At 66.4% G+C, this 14784-nt stretch carries 18 protein-coding genes and 1 pseudogene; 4 read left to right on the top strand and 15 right to left on the bottom strand.

Annotated elements, in window-relative coordinates; translation table 11 throughout:
• Window positions 1-83 precede the first annotated feature (83 nt).
• A complete protein-coding gene (locus ACZYY4_RS10195) occupies window positions 84-929 on the top strand; it encodes a lytic transglycosylase domain-containing protein (RefSeq protein WP_463809850.1) in 846 nt (281 codons plus the stop codon).
• Window positions 930-962: 33 nt separating this feature from the next.
• Here the strand turns inward: ACZYY4_RS10195 and ACZYY4_RS10190 are convergent, their stop codons facing one another.
• The 8 genes and pseudogenes from ACZYY4_RS10190 to ACZYY4_RS10155 all read right to left on the bottom strand — a co-directional run bounded on the left by ACZYY4_RS10190 (window position 963) and on the right by ACZYY4_RS10155 (window position 6186).
• Window positions 963-1580, bottom strand: a complete 618-nt coding sequence (locus ACZYY4_RS10190; protein WP_463809849.1) for an FKBP-type peptidyl-prolyl cis-trans isomerase — start codon at window positions 1578-1580, stop codon at window positions 963-965.
• A gap of 30 nt (window positions 1581-1610) precedes the next feature.
• A complete protein-coding gene (locus ACZYY4_RS10185) occupies window positions 1611-2504 on the bottom strand; it encodes a cyclopropane mycolic acid synthase family methyltransferase (protein ID WP_463809848.1) in 894 nt (297 codons plus the stop codon).
• Between the two features lie 8 nt (window positions 2505-2512).
• Window positions 2513-3376 carry a cyclopropane mycolic acid synthase family methyltransferase gene (locus ACZYY4_RS10180; protein WP_463809847.1) on the bottom strand — a complete coding sequence of 288 codons (864 nt, stop codon included), beginning with the start codon at window positions 3374-3376 and terminating at the stop codon, window positions 2513-2515.
• 17 nt (window positions 3377-3393) lie between these two features.
• Window positions 3394-3623: pseudogene (locus ACZYY4_RS10175) on the bottom strand (beta-ketoacyl-ACP synthase); the annotation flags it as partial.
• Between the two features lie 197 nt (window positions 3624-3820).
• Window positions 3821-4834: an NADP-dependent oxidoreductase gene (locus ACZYY4_RS10170; RefSeq protein WP_463809846.1), complete on the bottom strand. Its 1014-nt coding sequence runs from the start codon at window positions 4832-4834 to the stop codon at window positions 3821-3823.
• 118 nt (window positions 4835-4952) lie between these two features.
• Window positions 4953-5420, bottom strand: a complete 468-nt coding sequence (locus ACZYY4_RS10165) for a DinB family protein (RefSeq protein WP_463809845.1) — start codon at window positions 5418-5420, stop codon at window positions 4953-4955.
• Window positions 5368-5610 (bottom strand): hypothetical protein, encoded by a 243-nt coding sequence (locus ACZYY4_RS10160; RefSeq protein ID WP_463809844.1) that lies wholly within the window; start codon window positions 5608-5610, stop codon window positions 5368-5370. Before ACZYY4_RS10160 ends, ACZYY4_RS10165 begins: the two co-directional genes overlap by 53 nt.
• A 9-nt stretch (window positions 5611-5619) precedes the next feature.
• Window positions 5620-6186 (bottom strand): FKBP-type peptidyl-prolyl cis-trans isomerase, encoded by a 567-nt coding sequence (locus ACZYY4_RS10155; RefSeq protein WP_463809843.1) that lies wholly within the window; start codon window positions 6184-6186, stop codon window positions 5620-5622.
• A 29-nt stretch (window positions 6187-6215) separates the two neighbouring features.
• Here ACZYY4_RS10155 and ACZYY4_RS10150 point away from each other — a divergent pair, with 29 nt between their 5' ends.
• Both ACZYY4_RS10150 and ACZYY4_RS10145 read left to right on the top strand, forming a co-directional pair.
• Window positions 6216-6356: a hypothetical protein gene (locus ACZYY4_RS10150; RefSeq protein WP_463809842.1), complete on the top strand. Its 141-nt coding sequence runs from the start codon at window positions 6216-6218 to the stop codon at window positions 6354-6356.
• A gap of 53 nt (window positions 6357-6409) precedes the next feature.
• The gene (locus ACZYY4_RS10145; protein ID WP_463809841.1) at window positions 6410-7426 is read left to right on the top strand and encodes a TIGR03617 family F420-dependent LLM class oxidoreductase; all 1017 of its coding nucleotides are present in this window, start codon (window positions 6410-6412) and stop codon (window positions 7424-7426) included.
• An 18-nt stretch (window positions 7427-7444) separates the two neighbouring features.
• Here ACZYY4_RS10145 and ACZYY4_RS10140 read toward each other — a convergent pair whose 3' ends face one another.
• The 6 genes from ACZYY4_RS10140 to ACZYY4_RS10115 all read right to left on the bottom strand — a co-directional run bounded on the left by ACZYY4_RS10140 (window position 7445) and on the right by ACZYY4_RS10115 (window position 12819).
• Window positions 7445-8719, bottom strand: coding sequence for an APC family permease (locus tag ACZYY4_RS10140; protein WP_463809840.1), 1275 nt, complete (start codon window positions 8717-8719; stop codon window positions 7445-7447).
• Window positions 8716-9636 (bottom strand): DUF6498-containing protein, encoded by a 921-nt coding sequence (locus ACZYY4_RS10135; protein ID WP_463809839.1) that lies wholly within the window; start codon window positions 9634-9636, stop codon window positions 8716-8718. The genes ACZYY4_RS10140 and ACZYY4_RS10135 overlap by 4 nt, the downstream gene beginning before the upstream one ends.
• Window positions 9582-10502, bottom strand: a complete 921-nt coding sequence (locus ACZYY4_RS10130) for an NAD(P)H-dependent flavin oxidoreductase (protein ID WP_463809838.1) — start codon at window positions 10500-10502, stop codon at window positions 9582-9584. The genes ACZYY4_RS10135 and ACZYY4_RS10130 overlap by 55 nt, the downstream gene beginning before the upstream one ends.
• A 60-nt stretch (window positions 10503-10562) precedes the next feature.
• Entirely contained in the window at window positions 10563-11363 is an 801-nt protein-coding gene (locus ACZYY4_RS10125) for an alpha/beta fold hydrolase (protein WP_463809837.1), read from the bottom strand.
• Between the two features lie 80 nt (window positions 11364-11443).
• The gene (locus ACZYY4_RS10120) at window positions 11444-12100 is read right to left on the bottom strand and encodes a sterol desaturase family protein (protein ID WP_463809836.1); all 657 of its coding nucleotides are present in this window, start codon (window positions 12098-12100) and stop codon (window positions 11444-11446) included.
• Window positions 12097-12819, bottom strand: coding sequence for a FadR/GntR family transcriptional regulator (locus ACZYY4_RS10115; RefSeq protein WP_463809835.1), 723 nt, complete (start codon window positions 12817-12819; stop codon window positions 12097-12099). The genes ACZYY4_RS10120 and ACZYY4_RS10115 overlap by 4 nt, the downstream gene beginning before the upstream one ends.
• Before the next feature lie 206 nt (window positions 12820-13025).
• On the opposite strand from ACZYY4_RS10115, the gene ACZYY4_RS10110 reads away from it, so the two are divergent.
• A complete protein-coding gene (locus ACZYY4_RS10110) occupies window positions 13026-13454 on the top strand; it encodes a cellulose-binding domain-containing protein (RefSeq protein WP_463809833.1) in 429 nt (142 codons plus the stop codon).
• A gap of 36 nt (window positions 13455-13490) precedes the next feature.
• Here ACZYY4_RS10110 and ACZYY4_RS10105 read toward each other — a convergent pair whose 3' ends face one another.
• Window positions 13491-14741 carry an HNH endonuclease signature motif containing protein gene (locus ACZYY4_RS10105; protein ID WP_463809832.1) on the bottom strand — a complete coding sequence of 417 codons (1251 nt, stop codon included), beginning with the start codon at window positions 14739-14741 and terminating at the stop codon, window positions 13491-13493.
• Between the last annotated feature and the right edge of the window lie 43 nt (window positions 14742-14784).

Below are 14784 nucleotides of genomic sequence, written 5' to 3'. Positions count from 1 at the left end.
CGGAACGTGTTCTAGTCAGCCGGGAACGCTCCGGCCGGCCCGCTTGCGACGTTTCGACCGGCGCAGGGGCGAAGATGATCGGTATGGCTGTTCGGTTACTGCGCGTTGTCCTCGCCCCGGTGCTGGCCCTCGTCTTGGCGATGGCGGCGGGGGCTCCAGTCGGCGCGGCGCCGGGTGCCGATGCAGGCGCGCTGGCCACCGATCTGGTCTCCGCCGATCAGGCGCTGCGCAACCCGTCGTCGCCGGAGCAGGTGCTGGCGGCCGCGGCCCGACGCCAGCAGGTCGCCTACCGCACCCTGGGCGCGCACCCCGAGTGGGACGCGATCGCCCGCCCGCAGATCCCGCCGGCGCTGCTCGAGGTCTACGACCGCAACATCGACGCCCGCCGGCAACTCATGGCGCTCACCGACCCGAAAGACACCATGCCGCCCTGGCGGGTGGTGCCACCGGTACCGGCGAACGAGTTGGTGGCCAGCTACCGCGCCGCCGAGGCCGCATCCGGGGTGCCGTGGAACTACCTGGCGGCGATCAACTTCGTCGAGACCGGCTTCGGCCGCATCAACGGTGTCAGCGATGACGCCGCGCAGGGCCCGATGCAGTTCCTGCCCTCGACCTTTGCCGCCTACGGCAACGGGGGAGACATCCACTCACCGCGGGACAGCATCATGGCGGCCGGTCGACTGTTGGCCGCCAACGGTTTTGCCACCAATCGGGACAAGGCGATCTGGGGGTACAACCATTCCGACCACTACGTGCGGGCGGTCAACGACTACGCCGCGGTCATCGGAGGCGACCCGGCAGGGTTCGCCGGCTACTACCGCTGGGACACCTACTACCGCACCACCGCCGGGGATCTGCTGCTGCCGATCGGATATACCTCGAGCACACGGATCCCGGTCAGCGAATACCTGGCCACACATCCGCAGTGAGATGCCCCGGCTCGGCCGCGTCTGTGACGCGGCTCAGCGTGTCGCGTTGAGGATCTTGATCGCGAAGACGAGCGTGTCGCCGGGCTGGATGCCGGCGGCCGGCTGCCCTTCGGGATAGCCGTCGGCCGGGATCATCGCAACCGCTACCGTCGACCCGACCTTCTGGCCCGCAATGGCTTTCTGGAAGCCCGGCACGACCCGGTCGAGTCCGAACTCGACCGGTTCGCCTCGTTCGTAGCTGCTGTCGAACACCGACCCGTCACGTCCGTTAACGCCCATGTAGCAGACCGATACCGTCGCATTGTCGGCGACGACCCGCCCTTCGCCGGCGTGCAACGTGTGGACCTCGGTCTGGGCCACCTTGAACGGCGCTTGCACGGCGACGCGCGGCGCGGCGCTGTCGGTGGAGCCCGTCACCGCGACGCTGCCGGTGGCCCCGGTCAGGGTCCAGTCGGCGGCGGCGTCCTCAGCCGGGGCCGACGAGGGGCAGGCGGTTACCGTCTCGGCGGTGGGCGGCATGAACAGGTCGGTGACCGAGGACGTCTGCGTCGAGGATGTGTCGGTGTCGGAGCCACCACACCCGGCGAGCGTCATCGCCAACGACACGGCACCGGCGGCGAGCCCCACGACAAGCACACGGGAGGAATTCATCTGGGTCACGCTACCGTGTGGTCGTCGGCCTCAACCGGCGGTGGGTTTGCGATAGCTGACCAGGCTGACGTCGAGCATCTCGTCGGCGAAGTAGTGCTGGCAGCCCCGTAGGTACTTCATGTAGCGCGCGTAGACCTCTTCGGACTGGATCGCGATGGCCTTGTCCTTGTGGGCTTCGAGGGCGTCGCCCCAGATCTGCAGGGTCTTGATGTAGTGCGGCCGCAACGAGATGGCTTCCGGGACGACGAATCCGGCGTTCTCGCCGTGCTGAACCATCATGTCGGTGGTGGGCAGTCGGCCGCCGGGGAAGATCTCTGTGACCATGAACTTGATGAAACGCGCGGTTTCGAAGGTGATCTTCTTGCCGCGGGCGTTCAGGTCGTAGGGGTGGTAGCTGACGCTGCTCTGGATCGCCATCCGGCCGTCGTCGGGCAGGATGTCGAAGCATCTGGCGAAAAACTCGTTGTAGCGCTCATGCCCGAAGTGCTCGAACGCCTCGATGGACACGATGCGATCGACCGGGAGACTGAATTCCTCCCAGCCGTGCAGCAATACCTGGCGGTCGCGATCGGAGTCCACGGCGTCGACTACTTGCTGCGTATAGGCGCGCTGGTTTCTCGACAAGGTCAGGCCGATGACGTTGACGTCGTATTTCTCGACGGCACGTTTCATGGTGGCGCCCCAGCCGCAGCCGATGTCGAGCAGTGTCATCCCGGGCAGCAGGTTCAGCTTGTCGAGATTGAGGTCGATCTTGGCGATCTGCGCGTCCTCCAACGACAGGCCAGGTTCTTCGAAGTAGGCGCAGCTGTAGGTGCGGGTCGGGTCCTGGAACAGGCTGAAGAAGTCGTCGGACAAATCGTAGTGGGCCTGAATGTCTTCGAAGTGCGGCCGCATTCGCCCGGTGTCGCTCGGTGCCTCGGTCATGGTCAGTCCTATTTCTGCAGGGTGAACTGGTTGACGTCGATGTAGCCGTCGCGGAATGCGTTGGCGCAGCCGGTCAGGTAATGCATGTAGCGGGCATAGACCTCCTGGGACTGGATCGCGAGGGCCTCCTCGCGGTGAGCTTCCAACGCGCCTGACCAACAGTCGAGGGTTCGGGCGTAGTGCGGCTGCAGGGATTGGCGGCGGGTCAGCGTGAACCCCGCGCTCGCAGAGTGCTGTTGCACCATTTCGATGGTGGGTAGCCGCCCGCCCGGGAAGATCTCGGTGACAATGAATTTGATGAAGCGGGCTATTGAGAAGGTCAACGGCAGTCCGAGCTCCGTCATTTGCGGAAGCGTCAATCCGGAGATGGTGTGCAGCAGCATCACCCCTTCGGGCGGCAGGACCTCGTAGGCCATGGCGAAGAAGTCGTCGTAGCGCTCGTGGCCGAAATGCTCGAACGCGCCGATGGAGACGATCCGGTCGACAGGTTCGTCGAAGCCTTCCCAGCCCTCCAGCAGTACCTGCCGGCGGCGGGAAGTGTCCATCGCGTCCAGGGCCGCCTGGGCATGGACGGCCTGGTTCTTGCTCAGGGTCAGACCGATGACATGGACGTCGTATTTCTCGATGGCGCGGCGCATGGTGGCGCCCCAGCCGCACCCGATGTCGAGCAGCGTCATCCCCGGCCGCAAGCCCAGCTTGCCCAGTGACAGATCGATTTTGGCGAGCTGGGCCTGTTCGAGTGTCATGTCGTCGCGTTCGAAGTAGGCGCAGCTGTAGGTCTGGCTCGGATCCAAGAACAGCCGGAAGAACTCATCGGACAAGTCGTAGTGGGCTTGCACGTCATCGAAATGCGGTTCGAGATCTTTGGGCATAAGTCAGCTTCTTTCTCGTAGGTACCCAAGGCCAGCGCCACGTTGTGGCCGCCGAACCCGAACGAATTGCTGATCGCACAGCGGTAGCCGCCGGGCCGTGGCTGGCCGGCTACTACGTCCAATACGATTTCCGGGTCGATATGGTTCAAGTTCAGCGTGGGTGGGATCACCCCGTCGCGTGGTTGCAGCACCGTCAGGACCGCTTCGACCGCGCCCCAGCGCCGACGGAATGGTCCAGCGCAGTTTTCCCCGGTGAATTCCCGCTCAAACGCTGCGTCGAGGTTTTTCTTTGCGGCGAGACGGCGGATCGACGCCGTCTTGGCCGGTCAGCCGGGCACCGGTGCGTTGAGCACAGAAGATTGTGGGGTCTTCAACGCGGAGATCTCCGCAGCCATCGAGGCGAACCCTGCCGCGCGCGGCATCGCCACGGTCGCCCCTGACGACCTAGCCGGACGTCTTCACCACGAGCTTGCCGACGTTCTTCCCGTCGAACAGCATGTTGATCGCCGTCGGCAGCTGCTCGAAGCCCTCAACGACGGTCTCGAGCGGCGTGAGCTTGCCCGCGACGATCAGGTCGGAGATCTCGCTGTTCGCCTCCGGCGCACGCAGGAAGTGATCGAGCACAATGAAGCCCTGCAGGGTTGCGCGCTGGATGAGCAGGTTCCCGAATGCGCGCGGCCCGGGCGGTGGGTCGCTCAAGTTGTAGCCGGAGATCATCCCGCACAGCGGGATTCGCGCGCCGACATTAACGCGCGCAAAGATCGCATCCATGATGTCGCCGCCGACGTTCTCGAAGTCGACATCGATGCCGTCGGGGGTCGCGGCGGCAAGCTGGGCGGCCCAGTCGTCGGCGCGGTAGTCCACGGCCGCGTCGAAGCCGAGCTGATCGGTCAGCAGTGCACACTTCTCCGGCCCGCCGGCAATTCCGACGACACGCGCGCCGTGGGCCTTGGCAAGCTGACCGGCGACCGAACCGACCGCGCCGGCCGCAGCTGAGACGACGACGGTCTCACCCGGCTGCGGCTTGCCGATGTCGCGGATCCCGATCCACGCGGTGAGCCCGGTCATTCCGAGCGCGCCCAGGTACACGCTCAGCGAGACACCCTCGGCGACGTCGACCGGGAACAACGGCATCGCGTCCGAGACGACCGCGTAATCCTGCCACCCGGTCAAGCCCTGCACGATCTGACCAACCGGATAGTTCGGGTTGTTCGACGCAACGACTTCCCCGAGTCCGGCGGCCCGCATGACCTCGCCGATGCCGACCGGCGGCAGGTAGGACGGAGTGTCGTTGATCCAGATCCGGTTGGTCGGGTCCAGTGAGATCCAGTCGACGCGCACCAACGCCTCGCCGTCCCCGATAGCCGGGACCGCCTGCTCGCTGAGTTCGAAGGTTTCCGGGCCGATGCGGCCGGTGGGGCGTTCGCGCAGGAGGAAGCGACGGTTTCGATCGGCCATGAGCGCACGCTACCGGATGTGGTGGGCCATGGCAATGGCCATTAAATCAATTGGCGGACAATGGTATTGAATGCCCTGAAGTGTCCGGGTCCAGAAACTGCCCTGCGGCGGCCCAATCTCACACGTGGCCCCCGAACGTGCGCAGCGCCTGCACGTGGGCATCGGGGCCCCTGATGGCGACATCGGCTCGCGCCCGTCGCCCAGCCAACCACCGCACCGCGTTCGCCGGTGTCCCCTGGACGATCACCTCGGGACCCGATTCGGGCCCGACCGAAGACTGAAGTCCGCCATCCTCGGTCCTGACGGTCACCCGGACGCCGGCGGGCAGTTTCTTGAGTTGATAGCGCAGCAGCAGGGGAATGACCTCGTTCAGGGTTGCCGGCACCGGATGGGTGACATCGGTGGCGCCGGTGAGATCGTCGTGGTGAGTCCAGTACTCGAACAACGTCAGCGGTGCCACCCGCGACCGGAGCAGCGACCGCGGCACCGGGCGACGCAACCGGTCGATCAGTGCCGCGAATCCGTGGCGGCGCTCAAGGCGAATCGCGGTGGCGACCAACGTCGGCGGGCCGGGCCAAGGAAACACCACGCACCACCAGGGACCGCGCGATGAAGGTCGTCAGACCACCGAGGCGTTCCTCGGCTACCAGATGCGACGCCAGGTCCAGCGCAGTCCACTCACCGCATCCGGCGGAAGCAGAAGCGCCTGCCGCGAGCAGCGGTTCCGCAAGCGCTGCCCGTTCAGCCTCGATGTCGGCGGTGAGCGGGTTGCGCACGACGTGAGATCAGCTTGAGGCGCTGAGGATCTTGATCGCGAAGACGAGGGTGTCGCCCGCGCGGATTCCCGCGCTGGGCTGACCATCGGGATACCCGTCCGCGGACGTCATTGCTACGCCGACCGTGGAGCCCACGTGCTGTCCCGCGATCGCCTTCTGGAATCCGGGCACGACTCCGTTGAGCGGGAAGTCAACCGGGGCGCCCCGCTTGTAGCTGCTGTCGAACACCGAGCCGTCACGCCCGTTGACGCCCATGTAGCAGACGGACACCGTGGCCGTGCCCGGGACCACCGGTCCATCGCCGGCCTGCAACGTATGCACCTGGGTCTCGGTCACGCTGAACGGTGTCGACACGTTGACCCGAGGTGCTGCCGCCTCGGTGGATCCTGTGACTGCGACGCTGCCGGTCGCCCCGTCCAGCGTCCACTCCGGCGCGCCGGCGTTCGCCGGTGCCGCGGTGGGGCACGAGGGGGCCGCCGTCGCCGTACCGGCTCCTGCCAGGGGGAGAACGACTGCGGCCGCACAGGCGGCAAGCGAAACCAAGGAATGCAAACGAGTGGAATTCACGCTCGTCACGCTACAGGTGATCGGAACAGTGGACGCCGATGCCGGCGATTTTCCCAGCCAACATCGACGCCGTGCGGATGCCCGATGCACCCAGGTCGATGACGACGCGACTGTCACTGCGCACGGCCGAGGAGACCATCTACCCGGCCGCTGCCGCGGTGGTCGCCATCGCCGGCTAGCTCGCCTGGCTCGAGGCCGCATGTCAGCTTGATGTTGCGCGTACGATTTCCCCGTGCAAGTTGACGTCATGACCATTCCGCAGCACTTAGGGCAGGTCGGCGAATTGGCCCGGCGCACCCAGGCTGCGGGTTTCTCCGGCCTGCTGTTCACCGAAGCCGCTCGCACGGCATATCTCAACGCGGCCATCGCATCTCAGTCCGCTCCCGGTCTCGAGTTGTCGACCGGAGTCGCGGTGGCCTTTCCGCGCAGTCCCTTCGTCACGGCGGCAACAGCCTGGGAACTGCAGGAGGCCACCGGCGGAAGATTCCGGCTCGGTCTCGGCACGCAGGTCCGTACCCATGTGGTGCGCCGCTACGGTGCGGCGTTCGAACATCCCGGTCCGCGTCTGCGCGACTACGTTCTCGCCGTGAAAGCGTGTTTCGCCGCATTCCGGACGGGGACGTTGGATCACCACGGACCGTTCTACGACCTCGACTTCATCACCCCACAGTGGAGCCCTGGACCGATCGACGCACCCGATCCCAAAGTCGATATCGCAGCGGTGAATCCATGGATGCTGCGCATGGCAGGCGAAGTGGCTGACGGCGTGCATGTCCATCCGCTCGGCGAGCCCGGCTATCTCGCGCGTCATGTTGTGCCGAAGGTGGCCGAAGGTGCCGCGAAGGCGGGCCGCTCACCGTCTGACATCGCCATCATCGTTCCCGCGATGACCATCGTCGGCGACAGCGACGAAGAGCGGCACAAGGAACGAGAGCTCGTGCGGGCCAGCATGAGCTTCTACGGGAGCACGCCGAACTACGCCTTCATTTGGGATGAGGCCGGCTTCGAGGGCACGACCGCGCGTATCCGCGAGAAACAGAAGGCCGGCGACTTCGCGGGCATGGCGGCGCAGATCACCGACGAGCACCTAGCCGTCTTTGCGACCGAATCGACGTGGGATGAGTTGGCAGACAATCTGATCAGCACATACGGGGGAGTGGCGACTCGCCTGGTCTTGTACAACGCCCTCGGCGACCCTGAACGCTTCGAGCGGTATGGCGAGATCGCGCGACGAATTTCGAGCGGGTAGAGCTACGGCCGGGATCTGTCATCGCGTGGGCGCGGAGCGTCGCCGCCGGCACGCGCTCCAGGCGCGGCGCAGACCGTAAACCGCGGCGCCGCAACCGATTACCGCGGCGCCTGCCACCGTGGAGGCCAGCGGGAGGGCGAACGCCAAAGCCATGCACCCCAACACTCCCAGAACCGGGATCGGGGGAGCCGGGCGCCCTTCCTCGGGGCGCAGCGTCAACGCTGATGCGTTCGCGATTGTGTAGTAGATCAGCACGGCAAAGGACGAGAAGCCGATCGCACTGCGCAGATCAGCGGTGGCCGCCAACACCGCTACTGTTACGCCCACCAACAGTTCGGCCCGGTGTGGTACCTGAAATCTCGGGTGCACCGCGGCCAATACGTGCGGCAGGTGGCGGTCACGTGCCATGGCCAACGTGGTGCGAGACACCCCCAACAACAGCGCCACCAGCGAACCCAGCGCCGCGACCGCCGCGCCCACACGTACCACCGGCACCAGCCAATTCGCCCCCGCGGCCTGCGCCGCCTCCGCCAAAGGGGCCACCGAATCCGCCAGGCGCAGCGGCCCCAATGCCGCCATCACGGCCACCGCCACGACGGCGTAGACCGCCAACGTGATACCCAAGGCGAGCGGGATCGCACGGGGGATGACGCGAGCGGGGTCGCGGACTTCCTCACCGAGGGTGGCGATGCGGGCGTATCCAGCGAAAGCGAAAAACAGCAGCCCCGCCGACTGCAGCACACCACCCACCGGGGCGTCCGTCAGATCGATGCGAGAGACGGCCGACCCGTCGGCGCACAACGATGTGCCGACCACCGCGCCCAGCACCACCATCACGAAGACGACGATCACGCGCGTGAGCCGCGCTGACTTCTGCACCCCGGTGTAGTTCACCGCCGTCACCGCAAGCACCGCCGCCACCGCGATCGCATGGGCGTGCGCCGGCCACACATACGCCCCGACCGCCAGCGCCATCGCCGCGCACGAGGCGGTTTTGCCCACCACGAAGGCCCATCCCGCCAGGTAGCCCCAGAAATCACCGAGGCGTTTTCGCCCGTAGAGGTAGCTGCCGCCCGAGGCCGGGTAGCGGGCCGCCAACCGCGCCGAAGACGTCGCGTTGCAGTAGGCCACCAATGCCGCCACCGCCAACCCGATCAACAGCCCGCCACCCGCCACCCGGGCAGCAGGGCCCAGCGTGACGAAGATCCCGGCGCCGATCATCGATCCCAGCCCGATCACGACCGCATCGCCGGTGCCGAGTCGGCGTGCCAACGTCTGATCGCTGCTTGTCATGTCTCTGCCGGTGGCTGCTCGACGCCTGGGTGATACTTCGGAATCGGCCGCTCGTCCGGTCCCGACCGGGCCGTCCGCCACGGCTGCTCGTTGCGGTGTTGCCGGTCCCGCTCGCGGGCCTGATCCTGGACCCAGAAATCCTCGAAGCGTTCTCCCGGATGCACGTTCGGCATCCTGTCCATCAGGGTGCTGAGCCAGCGCGGCGGACGATCCGGCTCCCATTGGGGAACCACGGCGCTGAGCGAGGCGAGCGTCTTGAGCACAACGAATACCCCGAACAGCGTGCTGGGAGCATCCGTTGCGGCGATCCCGGCTAAGCCGAGCAGCAACGTCAGATGGACGACCATGATCCGGCCCAGCCCGATATTGGCGGTGCGCTCGACGTCTCGGAAGGACCAGCGGCGCAGATCGACCAGATCGAGGATGAAATCCAGTGCCAGAAACAGCAATACGCACAGACATCCCCATCCGACGCTGTGCCAATCGAGCTTGAGGAGGGCAAACGCGGGCGCATCGTTGTGAGCAAGGAGAGCGAGAATGGCGCCGAGGAAGATCCCGTGCGCGGCGCAGAAGGCGAGGCTGACGGTGGCAAAGCCGGCTAAGAACGAAGAAGTGCCCAAGCCGCTGGCTTGAGCCGCCCGATAGCGGAAGTGGCCATACGTGGGGGTCCAGCGCCGGTGCACAGCGATGCGAGCCACCACGAACAGGCACATCGCGACGGTCTCGAACCAGTACACCACCAGGGTCGTCGCCCCGGACCAATCGCGAGCGAACCAGCCGAAGGCCGGGACTGCGATCACCCCGAGCGCAGTGAACAGCTGCACTCGGGAGATCGCGGTGCCGCGTCGCGAAGCCGGCGCGGTCACGATCCGGTCCGCGACCGCGCCTCGTTGAGCACAGCTTCGATTTCGTCCCATGTCCGGCGAATGATCTCGGCCACCGGCAACAGTTCGACAATCCGGGACGACACTTGACCCGTGTTGGCGACACTGGCGTCCATGTCGCCGCCGAAGTACAGCTCAGTGATCTTTCCCAGCAGCTGGGCGGCGGGATCGTGTGCCGCAACGCGGGCCGCCAGCCCGGTCCGCAATACCCGCATGGTCGGGTTGCCTGGAATATCGAGAAGTACTGTCCCGGAGTCGTTTGCGGCCACGATCGCATCCTTGAAATTCGTGTGCACTGCGGACTCATGGCTGGCCAGCATCCGGGTACCCATCTGCACTCCCTCGGCGCCCAACACCAGCGACGCCGCGGCCGACCGCGCATCGCACATGCCACCCGCGGCAATGATCGGCAGGTCCACATTCTCGGCCACCAGGGGGAGCAGCACCATCGTCGAGGCGCCGAGCAGTGACTTGAAACCGCCGCCCTCGACGCCCTCGACCACCAGCGCGTCGACACCGGCGTCGGCCGCTTTCTGCGCGCCCTTGAGTGATCCGACAACATGCACCACCGTCATGCCGGCGTCGTGCAACCGCGTAGTGAACAGCGCCGGGTCACCGGCTGAGGTGAAGACATGGCGCACACCGGCTTCGGCGAATGCCTCCACGATCGACGGGTCCTTCTTCCAGCCCTGGATCATGAGGTTGGCCGCCACCGGCTTGTCGGTGAGATCGCGCACCCGCTGCAGGTCGGTACGCCCCTCGGGAGTGAGGGTCTCGATCACGCCGAGCCCGCCTGCCTCCGACACCGCGGCGGCGAGTTCGGCGCGGGCGATGTAGGTCATCGGCGCCTGGACGACGGGGTACTCGACGCCGAGCAGGGACTGGATGCGGTTGGCCACGGCTCATTCAAGCACTCGCAGCGCGAACCGCGGGCCTGTCTCAGGGCATACCGGCGGCTGTTACGAGGCTTCGGCCTGGGTGCTGGGCGTGCTGCCGTCGAGCAGTACTCGTGCGACGAGCTCGGGATCATCGGCCATCGGCACGTGGCCACACCCGGGCAGCCGGATGTGGCGGGCCTGCGGGAGCCGCCGCTCGGCGATACGCGCTTGGTAGGGCAGCAGGATCCGGTCACGCGCGGCCCATGCGACGGTCACCGGGATCTCCACCGGAATCTCACGGCTGAACACTTCGGCAGCCGGGAAGATCTCCTTCATCGCGGGAATTGCCCGCCGCATACCGGTGAGGTCGGAGACGAACTCGTCGGCAGGGATCCGCTCCGGGTGGGCCGAGACCACCGCGCCCATCATCCGGCGGGCCCGCGCGGAACGTGCGAGCTTCGGCACCACGGGCGCCACCATTCGGGCGCTGGTGGTCAGACACCAGAAGACGAGACGGACATAGGCGAAATCGATGGAATTGTGCCAATACGCCGCGGGCGACAGCACGGTCGCGCTCGCGACCAGCTCATCCGCGGCGGCCTCCAGCGCGATCCGGCCGCCGAGAGAATTCCCGGCGATGTGCGGGCGCTCCAGACCCAGCTGGTCCAAGAGCTCCACCAGCTCGGTACGCAAGGTTGCTTGCACGTCGCCGTCACGGACCACCAGGTCGTGGGACTCGCCGTGCCCGGGCAGGTCGAACAGCAGCACGGTGCGATGGTCGGTCAGGTGCTCGAGCACCGGGTACCACGCCTGCCGGCGATGGGTGATGCCGTGGACGAGTACCAACGGTTCACCAGTGCCGTGGATCTCGTACTTCAGCATGTCGGTGCTCCCTCGTGGTCGGCGATGTGGTTTCGACGTGAGGCAACCGTAGCGTCTCCGATACCCGCGGGGCCGGGGGATCAGCGGGTCGCGCCGTGCAGATTCTTGGCCGTCGGGGACGTCGGCACCGCGGACTGATCCGGGTGCGTGCCGAGCAGGCGATCGGCGGTGCCGGTGGTGGTGATGGTGAACCAGTAGTTTTCGTTCTTGAAGTGGTGCCGCCGGTGATTGCGCCAAATCGCGCGATATGCAGTGGTTTTCGGCTTGTAGTCGGTGTGGATGAGGTAATGCGTCCACTCGTAGACCAATCCGACGCCGGCCAAGAAGACCACTGACGTCAGCCCGAGGCCGAGTCGGCCGAAGGTCAGCAACGGTACAGCGACAGCAGCCGGGATCAGCCAGCGCAATGTTTGTCGCGGTATGAAGATGAGCTCGATCTTCCGCGGGTCATGGTGATGCTCACGGTGTTTGCGCGCCAGCAACGGATCCAGGGTGAAGCGGCCGGCGGAGCGGGGCCGCCAATGCAGGATGACGACGTGGACGACCCACTCGAACACCGGAAAAGCGACGATCATGAGCGCTGGGAGAACGAGGTCGGTAAGCTGCCAGTCGCCGACGGCGACCCGGGCGGTCAGCGCCCCGATGAACGTCAGTGCCAGCCACCAGGGGGAGGGGTGACGCCAAAACTCCCGGCCCGCGTCGGGCAGCGAGAAGCCGCTGCGCAGCTGTGTCGTCATTGCTGTTCGTCCAAGCCGGCCAGCGCGCTGAGCAGGGCGTGGGTAGCCGGCTCGAGTAGTTCGATCGCAGCGCTCCTGGCCTTCATCGGGTCGCCGGCGGCGATCGCCTGCGCCACCTGCTGGTAGGGCTCCGGGCGACTGACCTCGGCGGCCATCACGGTGGCGAGGGCTTCCAGGGCCGGTTCGTAGGCGGCCCGCAGTGTGTTGAACATCAGCCGGAAGACGATGGAGTCGGCGGCATCGACGACGTGGTCCCAGAACGCCAGGGCCGCACGCTGACGCTGCACCGGGTCCTCTTCGGCGGCCAACGCGGCCACGGCACCGTCGAGTATCGCGGCCGCGTGCCGGCCGCTGCGTCCTGCAGCCAGTTCGGCGACCTTGGGGCCGTTGTGCAGCCGGGCCTCCAAGATGCTGCGCACGACCCTCAGGTCCAACTCATCGCCGCGGAGCAGCAAGCGGGGCAGTAGGTCCAGTCCCGCGTGACGGCGATAGTCCCGCACAGTGGTGGCATCGCCGTGCCGAATCTCGATCAGTCCGGCGGCGTTGAGGCGGCCGAGTGCCTCTCGCACCGCCGGCCGCGACACACCGAGAACCTCGGCAAGCCGGCGCTCATTGGGCAGCACTTCGCCGGGCGCCATTTCACCGCTGAGCACCTCGGACATGATCTGCTCGAAGACGTGCTCGGGGACCGAGCGTCGAGGCACCTGCCGCAGAGCCATACGGTCAACTTGCCAGATCGCTGGCCAGAGGTCAAGTGGTCAGACCAGTGTGCGATGGGCGTGCGGGCGGGGACGCCGTCGTTCCGGCGACCGAACGCCGGAGCACCGGGCGAAAATGTCATGACGATTTCGGTTGGGACAACGTCTGGCAGCGTCGCCGCGCGGCGACGGCCGAAATCGCCCGGGTGGTTTTAGTGTCGGCTGCTATGGCCGCACTGGACAGTTTCGTGAAGCGCGCCCCCACCGCGCTTCACCTCGCCGTGTCGGCATTGATGGTTGTCATCCTCGGACTGGCCACCACCGTCGTGGCTCATGCGGCCGCGGCCGGCGCGACGCTCTCGGTGACCTCGACGTGGCAGACCGGCTTCATCGCGCGCTTCGTCATCACCAATCGAAGTGCCGTTCCGCTGACCGATTGGCGGCTTGAATTCGACTTGCCGGTGGGGGAGTCCATCTCGCACAGCTGGAACAGCACCTTTGCGCGGTCGGGTACGCATTATGTCCTTGGACCCTCCAATTGGAATCGCATCATCGCGCCGGGTGGTTCAGCCAACGGCGGTTTCCGGGGCGTGCTGAACGGGCCGTACTCGCCACCGGTGAACTGCATGCTCAACCGGCAATACCTGTGCGCCTGATGGCGATTGCGCACTGACTGGACCGCTCTGAATCCTTTAGTTGACCGTTGGAGGCGCTTGCGGTTGATACGGCTGGTACCACCACCAGTCGGCTCGTTCACCGGTCGGTCCGGGGTAGGGCGCAACCGTGGGCGGCGGGCTGGTGGGTGGTCGGGCCAGTGATCCGGGATGCAGTTCCTTGCCATCGTCATCGGTCACGACGAGGTGACCGGCTGGGCCGGTGATGGTGATGATGCCGCGATGATGCAGCCGGTGATGATAGGGACACAGCAGCACCAGGTTGCTCAGCTCGGTCGCGCCGCCGTCTTCCCAGTGCTGGATGTGATGGGCGTGCAGTCCGCGGGTGGCTGCGCAGCCGGGAACCGCGCAGCTGGGGTGGCGGTGCTCGAGTGCGCGGCGGAGCCGACGTCCGATCGTGCGGGTCGATCGACCACAACCGATGACCTCACCTTGGCGCTCGAACCACACCTCACACGTGGCGTCGCAGGTCAGGTACTGCCGCTCGGCCTCTGACAGCAGGGGGCCCAGATGCAGGGCGCCGATCTGCTGCTCGACATCCACGTGCACGACCACGGTGGTGCGCTGGCCGTGCGGCCGACGCTGCACCTCGGCATCCCATGCGCTCTCTATCAGCCGCATGAACGCATCGGGGCGTGTCGGCAACGGGGGCTGTTGATCACGTGTGCCGCCGCTTTCGTCGCGGTCGTGTTTCCACTCGGTGATGAGGGCGTCGTGATGCGATTGCAGCGCGGCTTCGAACGTCGCCGATTCGGCGTGCGGGAGCGCGATGCGCCAGAAATCAAACTCGGCATTGCTGGTCTTGGTGATCGTGGGCTGTGGTTGGGGCCGCGGATCGGGTTCGGGACGTGGCTCCAGCTTGATCGCGGTGCGCAGCTGGCTGACGGTGGCAACACCGGCCAACTGCGCATAGTGCTCGTCGGATCCATCGGCTGCTCGCTGCGCGATAACTCCAACCTGATCCAGCGACAAGCGGCCCTCCCGCATCCCGTCGGCGCAGTGGGGAAACGACTCGAGCCGGTGTGCCACGGTCGCGATCGCGTGGGCGTTGCTCGGTGACGAACCGGTCTTCCAGGCCACCAGCGCAGCGACAGACCGGGCACCCGTAGCACCCCACAGTTGGTCGCGTTCGATCTCGGCAACGATCTCGACGACGCGGCCATCGATCGCGTTGCGCTGACCGGATAACTCGGAAAGTTCCTCGAAGAGCACATCGAGACGTGCGCCCGGACCCGCTGGGGTGCCGGCTGTGGTCGCGATCGAGGACATGACATCAGCATTGCACTGGGGTCTGACATTGATGATGGAAGAG

It is taken from the genome of Mycobacterium sp. IDUB_21, assembly GCF_055419425.1.
Note: the sequence above shows the minus strand (reverse complement) of the source record. Positions and strands in the feature narration are given on the sequence as shown.